The sequence below is a fragment of the Flavobacterium sp. GW823-FHT06G12 genome (assembly GCF_058794775.1).
Genome location: NZ_JBXAHE010000002.1, coordinates 1362974 through 1377344 on the forward strand (window position 1 = coordinate 1362974; position 14371 = coordinate 1377344).

Consider the following 14371-nt stretch of genomic DNA (forward strand, 5'->3'; position numbering starts at 1 on the left):
ACAATATAAAGGATTATGTCGTCTCACTACGAAGCACCCATTAGAAAACCTTTAGTTATTGGTGATAAATCTTATCACGATGTAACTGTAGATGTAGCAGCACCTGTTGAGGGACCTGCAAACAAGCAATGGTGGATTGTATTTTCAATCGCATTAATAGCCTTCCTTTGGGGGCTAGGTTGTATAATTTACACCGTATCTACCGGTATCGGAACATGGGGATTAAATAAAACAGTTGGCTGGGCTTGGGATATTACTAACTTCGTTTGGTGGGTTGGTATTGGTCACGCTGGAACATTAATTTCTGCGGTATTATTACTTTTCCGTCAACGTTGGAGAATGGCTATTAACCGTTCTGCGGAAGCAATGACTATCTTCTCGGTAGTTCAAGCAGGTCTATTTCCAATTATTCACATGGGACGTCCATGGTTAGCATACTGGGTATTACCTATTCCAAACCAATTTGGATCTTTATGGGTAAACTTTAACTCGCCATTACTTTGGGACGTATTCGCAATTTCAACGTATCTTTCAGTATCATTAGTTTTCTGGTGGACTGGTTTATTGCCTGACTTTGCAATGCTACGTGATAGAGCTATTACTCCATTTAACAAAAGAGTTTATTCTATTTTAAGTTTTGGATGGAGCGGTAGAGCAAAAGATTGGCAACGTTTCGAAGAAGTATCTTTGGTATTAGCTGGTTTAGCTACTCCTCTTGTACTTTCTGTACACACGATCGTATCTATGGACTTTGCTACTTCTGTAATTCCAGGATGGCATACAACAATTTTCCCTCCATACTTCGTTGCTGGAGCAGTTTTCTCTGGATTCGCGATGGTAAATACATTGTTGATTGTTATGAGAAAAGTATCTAACCTTGAAGCATACATCACATTACAGCATATCGAGTTAATGAACATCATTATCATGATTACGGGATCTATTGTAGGTGTGGCTTATATCACTGAGTTATTTGTAGCTTGGTATTCAGGTGTAGAGTATGAGCAATATGCATTCTTAAACAGAGCTACTGGACCTTACTGGTGGGCATATTGGTCAATGATGACATGTAACGTGTTCTCTCCTCAATTCATGTGGTTTAAAAAATTAAGAACAAGTATCATGTTCTCATTCATCATCTCGATTGTTGTAAACATCGGTATGTGGTTTGAAAGATTTGTAATTATTGTTACTTCTTTACATAGAGATTACCTTCCATCTTCTTGGACAATGTTCTCACCAACATTTGTTGATATTGGAATTTTCATTGGAACAATTGGTTTCTTCTTTGTATTGTTTTTATTATACTCTAGAACATTCCCTGTAATTGCTCAGGCAGAGGTTAAAACAATTTTGAAAGGAACAGGAGATAATTATATTAGAGAAAGAGCAAACAGTAAAGATTCACATCATGAGTAATAAAGTTATATACGCCATTTATAATGACGATGACGTTTTGATGAATGCAGTAAAGAAAACTAGAGCTGCTCATCATCATATTGAAGAGGTTTTTACTCCATTCCCAGTTCACGGATTGGATAAAGCCATGGGATTAGCACCAACAAGATTAGCAATATGTGCTTTTTTATATGGTTGTGTTGGTATTTCTGTTGCAACAACAATGATGGGTTACATCATGATTCATGACTGGCCGCAGGATATTGGAGGTAAACCAAGTTTTAGTTTCATCCAAAACATGCCTTCTTTTGTGCCAATTATGTTTGAAATGACTGTGTTTTTTGCAGCTCACTTAATGGTAATTACTTTTTACATGAGAAGTAGATTATGGCCATTTAAAGAAGCTGAAAACCCAGACGTAAGAACAACTGATGACCACTTTTTAATGGAGGTTGCTGTAAATGATAACGAAACAGAGTTAGTTTCTTTCTTTGAAGGAACTGGAGCCGTTGAAGTTAAAGTAATAGAAAAGAATTAATTGTAGCTATGAAAAGGATATATAAAATAACACTTTTAGTTGGTATAACTATTTTAGTTTCATCTTGCCACAATAATTCGGCACCGAACTATCAGTATTTCCCAAATATGTATGAATCTGTTGCTTATGAGCCATATTCAGAAGCAAAAATATTTAAGGGAGGAAAAGAAGGACAGCTTCCTGTTGAAGGAACTATCAATAGAGGTTTTGAACCTTATGAATATGAAAATTCAACTGCTGGTTATGAATTAGCAAAAGCTAATTTAAAATCACCTTTGACAGAAGAGGAAAGAAACTCAGGAAAAGGTAAAGAGCTTTTCGAAATTTATTGTATTAGCTGCCATGGTGCTGCTGGTAACGGTAAAGGTAAATTGGTTGAAAGAGAAAAATTTCTTGGAGTACCTAGCTATAAAGACAGAGAAATCACTGAGGGAAGTATCTTTCATGTTGAGACTTATGGTTTAAATGCAATGGGTTCACATGCAAATCAATTAAGTTCTCACGAACGTTGGTTAGTTGCTGACTATGTTCTGAAACTAAGAAGCCAATTATAATTGTTGAACAAACTGATCGTAATAGATATGTATACATTTTCAAGTAAATTAAAAACTTTTTCTATCATCTTAATGGCCGTTGGGTTATTAGGAATTGGGTATGGTTTTTTAAGTGCACCAAAAGATATTCAAGAAGTTGAAAAAATACTAGCTGCAGATGAACATGGTTCTCATGGTGCGGCGCATGAAGAAAAAGCGGAGGCATCTCACAAAGAAGCAGGTCATGATGAGGCTGCTGAAGTTGCACATGACTCTCATAAAGGAGCTGAGCACGCAGAAGTTTCTGGTGCAAATGAGCACGAAAAACACTTAGAGCACGTATTACACCAATTGCAAAATAAGCCTTGGTCTGCTTTATATGTAGCTTGTATTTTCTTTTTACTTCTTTCAATGGGGGTTTTAGCTTTCTATGCTATTCAACAAGTTGCTCAAGCAGGTTGGTCTCCAGTTTTGTTTAGAGTTATGCAAGGTATAACGGCTTACTTACCAGCTGGTTCTATTATCTTCTTCATAATTTTAGTTTTATGTGGATTACACTTTAACCATATTTTTGTTTGGTTGGGAGAGGGTGTAACAGATCCTAAACATGCTAATTATGATGCTATTATTGCTGGTAAATCTGGTTATTTAAACTTTCCTTTCTGGATTGCTAGAGCGGCAATCTTTTTATTAGGATGGAACTTATATCGTTACTATTCAAGAAAAAATTGTTTAGAGCAAGATGAGGCAAATGATGATCTTTATTACAAAAAGAACTTCAAAGCGTCTGCTGGATTCTTAGTATTCTTCATCGTTTCTGAATCTATCATGTCATGGGATTGGATTATGTCTTTCGATCCACATTGGTTCAGTACATTATTTGGATGGTATGTATTTGCTTCTTTCTTTGTAAGTGGTATTACTGCTATTGCATTAGTAACAGTTTATTTAAAATCAAAAGGATATTTAGAGTTTGTAAATAATAGCCATATCCACGATTTAGCTAAGTTCATGTTTGGTATTAGTATTTTCTGGACTTATTTATGGTTTTCTCAATTCATGTTGATCTGGTATGCTAACATTCCAGAAGAGGTAACTTATTTTGTAACAAGAATTCAATTATATAACCTTCCTTTCTTTGGAGCGGTTGTTATGAACTTTGTTTTCCCGTTATTAATATTAATCAATACTGACTTCAAACGACTTAACTGGGTTATCGTTATGGCTGGTGTTGTAATATTATTAGGTCATTATGTTGATTTCTTTAATATGATTATGCCTGGAACTGTAGGAGACAAATGGTTTATCGGAGTTCCTGAAATTGCATCGATTCTTTTCTTCTTAGGTTTATTTATATTTGTTGTATTTACTGCATTAACTAAATCTCCTCTGCTTGCAAAAAGAAATCCTTTCATCGAAGAAAGTAAACATTTTCATTATTAATATTTAAAGAAGTAAACAGATGACAAGTTTGTTGGTAATTATAGTTGTAGTTTTATTAGCAGTTGCATTATGGCAATTGACGAAGATATTTGATCTTACTCAGGTTGGAGCTTCTTCGAGCGATTCTCAGGTTGCATCAGATAATGATAATAACATTCAAGGATATATTATGTTTGGCTTTTTAGCTTTCATTTATATATTTACTATTTACGGTCTATTAAAATGGGGAGGTTTAGCGTTGCATACTCCTGCATCAGAACATGGGCTTTTAGTAGATAATTTAATGAATATCACTTGGGTTTTAATTTTCTTAGTTCAATTTATTACACAAGGTTTATTATACTGGTTTTCTTTTAAGAATAGAGGTAATAAAGATAAAAAAGCATTATTCTTTGCTGATAGTAATAAGTTAGAGGCAATTTGGAGTATTATTCCTTCTGTTGTTTTGGCTTGTTTAATTCTTTATGGATTGTATGCTTGGAATAACATTATGTTCGTTGATAAAGATGAAGATGTAATCGAAATCGAATTATACGCTCAACAGTTTAAATGGACTGCAAGATATGCTGGACAAGATAACGTTTTAGGTAAAGCTAACGTTCGTTTAATCCAAGGTGTAAATACATTAGGTGTTGACATGTCAGATCCAAATGCTCAAGATGATATTGTAGTTTCAGAATTACATATCCCTAAAGGTAAAAAAGTTCACTTCAAAATGCGTTCTCAGGATGTTTTGCACTCGGCTTACTTTCCTCACTTTAGAGCACAAATGAACTGTGTTCCAGGTATGGTTACTGAATTTGCATTCATTCCTACTTATACTACTGCAGAATATAGAGAATTACCATTTATGGTTGAAAAAGTTGCTAACATTAACAAACTTAGAGCTGAAAAAAGCGTTGAGTTAGTTGCAAAAGGTGGTACAGCTTTAGATCCTTATACATTTGATTACTTATTATTGTGTAATAAAATCTGTGGAGCTTCTCACTATAATATGCAAATGAAAGTTGTAGTTGATACTCCAGAAGATTACAAAAAATGGTTAAGCGAGAAAACTACTTTAGCTCAAGATATTAAAGCGGCGGCTGCTGCTGAGAAACCAGCTGAAGGAGCTGCACCAACTACAGATACTACTGCAAAAATTATTGACACTGTTAAAACAGTTGTTGATACTGTAAAAGCAGCTGTAGCTAAAGTTGCGATAAAATAATATTATTAAGAAAATTTAAAGTACAAATATATGTCAGCAGAAGCGCACGGTCACGATCACGGACACGATCACGAGCACGAACATCATCATAAAGACACGTTCATTACTAAATATATTTTTAGTATTGATCACAAAATGATTGCTAAACAATACTTGATTACTGGTATTGTTATGGGAGTAATTGGGATTGCAATGTCCTTGCTTTTCAGAATGCAATTAGCGTGGCCAGAGGAGTCTTTCAAAATATTTAATGTTTTATTAGGAGATAAATTTGCACCTGATGGTGTAATGGCAAATGATATTTATCTAGCATTAGTTACAATTCACGGTACCATCATGGTATTCTTTGTACTGACTGCTGGTTTGAGTGGAACATTTAGTAACTTATTGATTCCGCTTCAAATTGGAGCAAGAGATATGGCATCTGGATTTATGAATATGATTTCATACTGGTTGTTTTTCTTATCTGCAGTTGTAATGTTATCTTCTTTATTTGTTGAGGCTGGACCAGCATCTGCAGGATGGACAATTTATCCTCCTTTGAGTGCATTGCCACAGGCAATCCCTGGATCAGGAACAGGTATGACATTATGGTTAGTATCTATGGCTATTTTCATCGCATCTTCTTTGATGGGATCTTTAAATTACATTGTTACTGTACTTAACTTAAGAACTAAAGGAATGTCTATGACTAGACTTCCACTTACAATCTGGACATTTTTCGTAACAGCTATTATTGGTGTTATTTCGTTTCCGGTTTTATTATCTGCAGCATTATTATTGATTTTCGATAGAAGTTTCGGTACTTCATTCTTCTTATCTGACATCTATATTGCTGGTGAAGTTTTACATTACCAAGGAGGTTCTCCTGTATTATTCGAGCACTTATTCTGGTTCTTAGGTCACCCTGAGGTTTACATCGTAATCTTACCAGCGATGGGTCTTGTTTCAGAAATTATGGCTACAAATGCTCGTAAACCAATTTTCGGTTACAGAGCGATGATTATGTCAGTTCTTGCAATTGCATTCTTATCTACTATCGTTTGGGGTCACCACATGTTTATTTCAGGTATGAACCCTTTCTTAGGATCTGTATTTACTTTTACAACTTTATTGATTGCAATTCCATCTGCTGTAAAAGCATTCAACTGGATTACAACTTTATGGAAAGGTAACTTACAATTTAACCCTGCAATGTTATTCTCTATCGGAATGGTTTCTACATTCATCACTGGAGGTTTAACAGGGATTATTTTAGGAGATAGTACACTAGATATTAACGTTCACGATACATACTTCGTAATTGCTCACTTTCACTTAGTAATGGGTATCTCTGCACTTTACGGAATGTTTGCTGGTATTTACCACTGGTTCCCTAAAATGTACGGAAGAATGTTAAACAAAAACTTAGGTTATATTCACTTCTGGGTAACTGCGGTTTGTGCTTATGGAGTTTTCTTCCCAATGCACTTCATCGGTTTAGCTGGTTTGCCAAGACGTTACTATACAAATACTAACTTCCCATTATTTGATGATTTACAAAATGTGAATGTTTTAATCACAACATTTGCTCTTGTAGGAGGTGCATTCCAATTAGTATTCTTATACAACTTCTTTAGCAGTATTTTCTACGGTAAGAAAGCAGTTCAAAATCCTTGGAAATCTACAACTTTAGAGTGGACAACTCCAGTTGAACATATTCACGGTAACTGGCCAGGAGAAATTCCGCACGTATATCGTTGGCCGTATGACTATAGTAACCCTAATCACGATGTAGATTTTGTTCCTCAAAATGTACCAATGAAAGAAGGTGAAGAAGTTTTACACCACTAAAAAATAATCAAAGGCTGTCAGAAATGACAGCCTTTTTTGTTTAGTTAAAGTTCTAAACGTTGAGTTGAACTGTTTTACAAACTGATTAGTTTATATATCTTTGTAGGATGAATGAAAATCTAGATCCTACTACTAAAGGATATAACTCAGAAGAGTTAGATCTTGAGAAAAGATTGCGTCCGCTGTCATTTGATGATTTCGCTGGACAAGATCAAGTTTTGGAAAATTTAAAAGTCTTTGTTGCTGCAGCAAACCAACGTGGTGAGGCACTTGATCATGCGCTTTTTCATGGGCCTCCAGGTCTTGGTAAAACGACTTTGGCAAATATTTTAGCTAATGAATTACAAGTAGGCATCAAGATCACTTCTGGGCCTGTATTGGATAAACCTGGTGATTTAGCAGGTTTGTTGACAAACTTAGATGAACGAGATGTTTTATTTATTGACGAAATTCATCGGTTAAGTCCAGTTGTTGAAGAGTATTTGTATTCGGCAATGGAAGATTTCAAGATTGATATCATGATTGAATCGGGTCCAAATGCTAGAACTGTCCAGATCAATCTGAACCCTTTTACTTTGATTGGAGCTACTACAAGATCGGGATTATTAACAGCACCTATGCGTGCTCGTTTCGGAATATCTTCGCGTTTACAATACTATACAACTGAACTCTTAACTACGATTGTTGAGAGAAGTGCTTCTATATTAAAAACACCTATTGATCTGGAAGCTGCCATTGAAATTGCAGGCAGAAGCCGTGGAACTCCTCGAATCGCAAATGCATTATTGAGACGCGTTCGCGATTTTGCTCAGATTAAAGGTAATGGTAGAATCGATTTGGAAATTTCTAAATATGCTTTAAAGGCATTAAATGTTGATGCACATGGTCTGGACGAAATGGATAATAAGATATTGTTGACGATTATTAATAAATTTAAAGGTGGTCCTGTTGGTCTTTCGACTTTGGCAACTGCTGTTTCTGAAAGCAGCGAAACTATTGAGGAAGTTTACGAACCTTTTCTTATTCAGGAGGGATTCATTATGCGTACGCCTCGTGGTCGTGAAGTTACGGAGAAAGCCTATAAACATTTAGGAAAAGTTAATACCAACATTCAAGGAGGTTTATTTTAAAAGCATATGAAACATTATTTTTTATTTGTACTATTTGTTTGTTTAAACTCTTTTAGTCAGACTCATTATTTTCCCCACCTTTCTTATGGTAAATCATCTCAGCAGATTTTAGATTTGTATGTGCCTAATAAAAATTTAAAAAATTTACCAGTAGTTATTCTTATTCATGGAGGATCTTGGTCAATGGGTGGACTTGAGTATACTAAAAAGCATGCAGAGGATATTGCTAATAAAGGATTTGTTGTTGCTAATGTTGATTATCGTTACGCAAATGATACCGTTTCAGCTAAAGATTTATTAGCAGATATTGATGCTGCTGTTAGTTATGTTTCAAAAAAAAATGGTAAGTATGGTTACACTAAAAATGGTTATCATATTGTTGGAATTAGTGCCGGTGCACATTTAGCATTATTATACGGGTACACTAAAAAGAATATGAAATCTATAACGGCGCTTTGCGCACCTTCAAGATTAGATTCTCCTGAAGTATTAGAATTTAGAAAAAAGAACGGTCGTTTTGATATTATTGAAAAATTAGCTGGAACTAAAATAGATTCTAGCGGAGACAATAGCGCAATAATTAAGATAAGTCCGTTTAGTAATATTTCAAACGTACCGACATTGTTAATTCATGGTGACGCGGATAATGTTGTTAACGTTAGTCAATCTCAAAATCTTTATAATGAATTAAAAAGAAAGGGAGTAGAAACAAAATTAATCATTAGAGAAGGTAAAGCACATGATGTTGGGATGAATACGCCTGAAACTGAAATACAGAACATAAAAGATATTACAGAGTGGATTTTACAGCATAATAAGTAAATTTGATTAAAAAGATAAAATAAATATTACTGTTTGCAGTACTGCTTTAATTCTATTCAAGATGTCTGAACATATAAATTATAATTACCCAACCAGACTTTCAATATTGAGATTTTTTAAAGATGCTGAAGGTGTTCGAAGAAATCCAATTCCTTTTCATAAAAGATATTTTGAGAAATTTGGTGATTCTTTTTCTATTAGAATTGGCTTATCGAGGTATATAATTTTATCCAGAGACAATGAAATTGCGCAATATATTTTAGTCAAAAATCAAAGAAATTATAACAAGTCCAAATTTCAGTCTGTATATCTTTCAAAATATTTGGGAAAAGGACTTTTAACTAGCGATGGTGATTTTTGGTTAAAGCAAAGACGTCTTATTCAGCCTGCTTTTCATAAACAAAAGATGAATCAGTTGGTTGACAATATGAACAAAACAATTACTGCTGAAGTTGATAATTTAGATGAAAATAATTTTTTTGATGTCTTTCCAGCAATGAGTCAACTTGCTTTTAATGTTGTTGCAAAATCATTATTTGAATTTTCTATTTCGGAAGAAAAGCTTCATAGAATAAAATTCATTATAGAAGAAGTTCAGAAGTTTTTAGTTAAAGAAATCAGACTTCCTCATAAGGCATTGTGGTTTTCATTAAGCGGACAAGTCAGAAAGCATTTAAATTTAGCAGAAGAAAATAATAATATTATTCAAGAAATTATTGAAGGAAGAAATGCTTCGAATGAAGAATACAACGACCTTCTTAATATGCTTATGGAAACCCGATATGAAGATACGGGAGAGAGCATGTCTATGCAGCAGTTGATTGACGAAATTAAGGTTTTATTCATTGCTGGTCATGAAACAACAGCGAATGCTTTAACTTTTACACTTCATTTTTTGGGAAGATACCCTGAAATCCAACAAAAGATTTTTGATGAAATCACGAAGATAGAATCTCATACTGATAATGTTATTGAACAGCTTCAGAAAATGACTTATACCAATGCAGTTTTAAATGAATCAATGCGTTTGTATCCTCCTGCTTGGATTACAGATAGAGAAAATGTTGAAGACGATTCTTTGACTGAATTTAAAATCAAAAAAAGCACATTAATTGGAATATCATTTTATGAATTGCATCGCAATCCAAAGTATTGGGATAATCCTGATCAATTTATTCCAGAACGATTTTTAGGCGAACAAAAGAAAAAGTCAATGCAGTACTTTTATCCTTTTGGCGCTGGTCCAAGAATGTGCATAGGAACTGGTTTTGCTATTTATGAAATGTGTTTAACAATTTCGCAAATTGTAAAAAAGTACGAGATTAAAACTAAAAACGAAACGGTTAATTTTAATCCTTTAGTGACTTTAAAGCCTGTTAATATTGAAGTTTCATTTTCAAAAAGATGAGTATTAATTCGAAAGAAACATATTCAAAGTTTATAAAAGAAGAAGCCAAAAGGCTTGGATTTCTTTCTTGTGGCATATCTAAAGCGGGGTTTTTGGAAAAAGAAGCCCCTCGACTTGAAAATTGGCTGAAGAACAATCGCAATGGTCAGATGGCTTATATGGAAAACCATTTTGATAAACGTCTAGACCCCACTTTATTGGTTGATGATGGTAAGAGCGTTGTTTCACTTTTACTGAATTATTATCCAGATTCTACACAAAACGAAGAAAGTTTTAAGATTTCTAAATATGCTTATGGACAAGATTATCATTTTGTAATTAAAGACAAATTAAAAGAATTTCTCCATTCGATTCAGGAAAATATTGGAGAAGTTTCAGGACGTGCTTTTGTTGATTCTGCACCTGTTTTAGATAAAGCTTGGGCTGCTAAAAGTGGCTTGGGTTGGATTGGAAAAAACAGTAATCTTATTACCCAAAGGGTCGGCTCTTTTTATTTTATTGCCGAACTAATTATCGATTTAGACTTAGAATACGATCATGCAGTTACAGATCATTGTGGATCTTGCACAGCTTGTATCGACGCTTGTCCTACTCAAGCAATTGTTGCTCCGTATATTGTTGACGGAAGTAAATGCATATCGTATTATACTATAGAATTAAAAGAAAATCTTCCTGCAGAAATGAAAGGGAAATTCGATGAATGGATGTTTGGTTGTGATACCTGCCAAGACGTTTGCCCATGGAATCGATTTTCTAAACCTCATTCAGAACCGCTATTTAACCCTAATCCAGATTTACTTTCTTTTACCAAAAAAGATTGGATGGAAATTACTGAGGAAACTTTTAAACAGGTTTTTAAAAACTCACCTATCAAAAGAACCAAATTTGATGGACTAAAACGAAATATCAAGTTTTTACAATAGGGATTTTTGTTTAATGTTTAATGTTTGTTATTTATAGTATTGATAATGAATGTTTTATTGTTTTGAGCTTCCCTTTTTGCTGTTTTTTATTTCTTACGTTAAATTACTTATTTGTCAATAAATTCTGTAGGAATTTAAAAATATTTTAAATTTTTAAGAAAATTCTGCTGTTTCATTGTCGTATTTTTATATTTTTTTGATTTTCAAGATATGAACAGTTGTTAAAAACTGTTGTTTGACGATTTTATCTGCATTTTGTCGGGATAATGAGGATTGATTTCATTCCTCGATATACTTTCGCGCTTTCCAAATCTACTTAATTTAAAACTGGTAAGACTTTTATAGTCTTTAATTTACTATATGACAATGGTCTACATGATGTCTTTTTTATATGTATGTCTTAAAAAAGCTGTTCTAAGCTTTTTTAAATCCATTTTCTATTTTTTCACGTATCTCATCAATATGCTAAAAATGTTCATCCATTTTTTGGCATCCGAAATTTCTGTTCCACAAACTCAAGTTGTCTATGCGTAACTCTACTTTTTGTAAGTCTGGATTTTCTAGGCTAATTTTTCTTGCTTTAATTTTGTTATTAGTCAATTATAATGCTTCTGCTCAGTTTTTTAATAAACACTATATTGCTCCTGCGCCATGGCAATATTTTAGCAATGCAAATGAAATTATAATTGCGACTAATTCAACGACCCCAGTTGGTTTCACTATAACAAAAAGTGATGGTAGTGCTGTTAGTTTAACTAAAAACGGTACAGCGATCAGCTCAAATTCACTTACTACTGTGAAAGGAGCTCCGGCAGTTTATAGATTTGTAGGAGAGCCCAAAAGCTTAGATTTCAATGCTGCAGGGACAGTGTATAGTGATAGAGGGATAATAGTCACTGGTAAAGATGGTGCAGTTTCTGTAAATTTAAGAAATATTGCTTCTGATGCATTAGGAAATGGTGGGGATAACTATATAAAAGGAAATGCCTCATTAACTAGTTTTGGAGATGCTGGTATTGGAGTGGAATTTCGAGTTGGGTATTATCGTAATATGGGAACATCCGATAAAGATAGACCTTTTTACAGCGTAATGGCAATTGGTAATAATACACAAGTAAAAGTAAATGGAAGTGTTGTAACCACATTGGGAGCTGGGCAAAGTTATTTGTTTAATGCAGCGATTGGCTCTTTGGTTGAGTCTTCAGGACCAATTGTGATGAATACTGGTGTTCGAATAGACACTCCAGAGGCATGTGGGGATGGAACTTTTGATCAATTACCACCAGTATCAGTTTTAGGAAAAGAATATTTTCTTGAAAGGGGTAAAGGTAATGATACTGCAGAACAGACAACTATTGTAGCAACCAAAGATGGAACAACAATAACAATAAATACTTATGATGCTAATACTGGTAATGAAGTAGGTTCGCCAGTAACAATATCACGAAATGCAGGAGGGTATTATACTTTCAAAAATGGTGTTTCTGGCACACAATTTACATCATCAAGAATTTCGGCAACTAATAACGTTGCGGTTTATTCTGGTACAGCTGATGGTTGCGAAGTTGATATTTCTACAATTGCTCCAGTTTCGGAATGTGGAGGATCTATTTTTGTTGAAACATCAGCGTTTAAAGGATATACAAATGCCTCATTAGATTATTTTGGTTATGTATTATTAAAAAGTGCTTCGAATAAGGTTTTTCTTAATGGTACTGATTTGGAACAGACTATGGGGGCGACTCGACGTCAATTAGGAGCAACGGGCTGGTATATAATAGACTTTAATAGAGATAAAATTGGAAATCCTAATACAATTTCTCTTAATAGTGATTCAAAGCTTACAGTTTCTATAGCGCAACAAGGTAACGGTTATTCGATGGCTGCATTTTTTTCAAACTTTGCACAACAGCCATCTGCTCCCAAAGAAACTTATATTGGAGTAGCTGGTTGTCTAAAACAATCTGCGACATTAACTACAGACTCTGGTTTTTCACCATATGTATGGCGTTATAACGGAACAGTTATCTCAGGGCAGACTTCAAACACTATAACAGTTACTAAGACGGGCTCATATACTGTAACGTCAACATTATCTTGTGGGGTTAGTTCACAATCGACTCCAATTACAGTCACACTTTGCAGTGATGTTGCTATAGAAAATGCAGTTAATGTTTCTAGTCAATGTGTGGGTTCAAACGTTGTTTTTACTATAACTGCTAAAAATTTAGGACCTTCCAATGCTGAAGGTGTTTCAGTAACAGACAAACTTCCTTCTGGATATACATATGTTTCTTCAGTAGCCCCAACAGGAACTTCGTACGACAGTACTACTGGAATATGGACTATTTCTGGTCTGGATAGTGGCGCAAATGCTGTTCTTACAATAACTGCTACAGTTAAGGATACAGGAACTTATTCTAATACCGCGACTATTACATCATCTAATGTGGATGATCCTACAGGTAATAATACTGCTACAGCTACGATAACAGCGAATGCTTTACCAGTTGCAGCTACTTTAGGCACAAATAGTCCTGTCTGTTCTGGATCAAATGCTGTTTTTACAATATCAGGGACATCAGGTAATGTTGTTACTTATACAGGAGCATCTTCTGGAACGGTAACAATAGGAACAGATGGTACAGCAAGTGTTATAGTGTCAAATGTTACTGCAAATGCTACTTTAAATTTAACAAATGTAAGTAATGGAACTTGCAATCGAACATTAACAGCTACTGCTACAGTAACAGTAAATTCTCGACCATCAAAACCTTCAATTTCGGCAGGAACAACAACATTTTGCCAAGGAGGAAATGTTACACTAACTTCATCAACATCTTCAAACTATCAATGGTATAAAGATGGAATTTTAATTAATGGGGCAACAAGTAAAAGTTATAGTGCTAATGCAAGTGGTTCGTATAATGTTATTATTAATAACGGAACATGTTCAAGCTTAGCCTCAGACGCAACAATAGTTACGGTAAATTCGACTCCATCGGCACCGACAGCTTCGGCGCAGAACTTCTGCTCGTCAGACAATAAAAAAGTAGGCGATCTTTCTCCATCAGGAGCTTCATATAAATGGTATAGCGCCAATACAGGAGGCACTCTGTACGGAGGAACTGAA

10 protein-coding genes and 1 pseudogene are annotated in these 14371 nt (G+C 34.5%); all 11 read left to right on the forward strand.

Translation table 11 applies throughout. The features are described from left to right. The first annotated feature begins 15 nt into the window (after window positions 1-15). Window positions 16-1419: an NrfD/PsrC family molybdoenzyme membrane anchor subunit gene (gene nrfD / locus AC1Q5Z_RS12800; RefSeq protein WP_008466839.1), complete on the forward strand. Its 1404-nt coding sequence runs from the start codon at window positions 16-18 to the stop codon at window positions 1417-1419. Beyond that, on the forward strand, window positions 1412-1936 hold the full coding sequence (locus AC1Q5Z_RS12805; RefSeq protein WP_198854500.1) for a DUF3341 domain-containing protein: 525 nt from the start codon (window positions 1412-1414) through the stop codon (window positions 1934-1936). The genes nrfD and AC1Q5Z_RS12805 overlap by 8 nt, the downstream gene beginning before the upstream one ends. 8 nt (window positions 1937-1944) lie before the next feature. Then, window positions 1945-2490 carry a c-type cytochrome gene (locus tag AC1Q5Z_RS12810; protein ID WP_198854499.1) on the forward strand — a complete coding sequence of 182 codons (546 nt, stop codon included), beginning with the start codon at window positions 1945-1947 and terminating at the stop codon, window positions 2488-2490. 27 nt (window positions 2491-2517) lie between these two features. After that, a complete protein-coding gene (locus tag AC1Q5Z_RS12815; RefSeq protein ID WP_492445119.1) occupies window positions 2518-3912 on the forward strand; it encodes a quinol:cytochrome C oxidoreductase in 1395 nt (464 codons plus the stop codon). A 19-nt stretch (window positions 3913-3931) separates the two neighbouring features. Beyond that, window positions 3932-5122: a cytochrome c oxidase subunit II gene (locus AC1Q5Z_RS12820; RefSeq protein ID WP_278019568.1), complete on the forward strand. Its 1191-nt coding sequence runs from the start codon at window positions 3932-3934 to the stop codon at window positions 5120-5122. Window positions 5123-5152: 30 nt separating this feature from the next. Then, window positions 5153-6955, forward strand: a complete 1803-nt coding sequence (locus AC1Q5Z_RS12825) for a cytochrome c oxidase subunit I (RefSeq protein WP_198854496.1) — start codon at window positions 5153-5155, stop codon at window positions 6953-6955. Between the two features lie 107 nt (window positions 6956-7062). After that, a complete protein-coding gene (gene ruvB, locus AC1Q5Z_RS12830; protein ID WP_198854495.1) occupies window positions 7063-8085 on the forward strand; it encodes a Holliday junction branch migration DNA helicase RuvB in 1023 nt (340 codons plus the stop codon). Between the two features lie 6 nt (window positions 8086-8091). After that, complete coding sequence (locus AC1Q5Z_RS12835) at window positions 8092-8907, forward strand: prolyl oligopeptidase family serine peptidase (protein WP_492445122.1); 816 nt, start codon at window positions 8092-8094, stop codon at window positions 8905-8907. Window positions 8908-8968: 61 nt separating this feature from the next. Beyond that, window positions 8969-10315: a cytochrome P450 gene (locus AC1Q5Z_RS12840; protein WP_492445124.1), complete on the forward strand. Its 1347-nt coding sequence runs from the start codon at window positions 8969-8971 to the stop codon at window positions 10313-10315. Beyond that, window positions 10312-11238, forward strand: a complete 927-nt coding sequence (gene queG, locus AC1Q5Z_RS12845; protein ID WP_198854492.1) for a tRNA epoxyqueuosine(34) reductase QueG — start codon at window positions 10312-10314, stop codon at window positions 11236-11238. The genes AC1Q5Z_RS12840 and queG overlap by 4 nt, the downstream gene beginning before the upstream one ends. A 586-nt stretch (window positions 11239-11824) precedes the next feature. Beyond that, window positions 11825-14371 (forward strand): annotated as a pseudogene (locus AC1Q5Z_RS12850) (hypothetical protein); the annotation flags it as partial.

What these genes read in the sequence shown, in the direction of transcription:
- nrfD (WP_008466839.1), top strand. Translation starts at nt 16, where the DNA reads ATGTCGTCTCACTACGAAGCACCCATTAGAAAACCTTTAGTTATTGGT.
- AC1Q5Z_RS12805 (WP_198854500.1), top strand. Translation starts at nt 1,412, where the DNA reads ATGAGTAATAAAGTTATATACGCCATTTATAATGACGATGACGTTTTG.
- AC1Q5Z_RS12810 (WP_198854499.1), top strand. Translation starts at nt 1,945, where the DNA reads ATGAAAAGGATATATAAAATAACACTTTTAGTTGGTATAACTATTTTA.
- AC1Q5Z_RS12815 (WP_492445119.1), top strand. Translation starts at nt 2,518, where the DNA reads ATGTATACATTTTCAAGTAAATTAAAAACTTTTTCTATCATCTTAATG.
- AC1Q5Z_RS12820 (WP_278019568.1), top strand. Translation starts at nt 3,932, where the DNA reads ATGACAAGTTTGTTGGTAATTATAGTTGTAGTTTTATTAGCAGTTGCA.
- AC1Q5Z_RS12825 (WP_198854496.1), top strand. Translation starts at nt 5,153, where the DNA reads ATGTCAGCAGAAGCGCACGGTCACGATCACGGACACGATCACGAGCAC.
- ruvB (WP_198854495.1), top strand. Translation starts at nt 7,063, where the DNA reads ATGAATGAAAATCTAGATCCTACTACTAAAGGATATAACTCAGAAGAG.
- AC1Q5Z_RS12835 (WP_492445122.1), top strand. Translation starts at nt 8,092, where the DNA reads ATGAAACATTATTTTTTATTTGTACTATTTGTTTGTTTAAACTCTTTT.
- AC1Q5Z_RS12840 (WP_492445124.1), top strand. Translation starts at nt 8,969, where the DNA reads ATGTCTGAACATATAAATTATAATTACCCAACCAGACTTTCAATATTG.
- queG (WP_198854492.1), top strand. Translation starts at nt 10,312, where the DNA reads ATGAGTATTAATTCGAAAGAAACATATTCAAAGTTTATAAAAGAAGAA.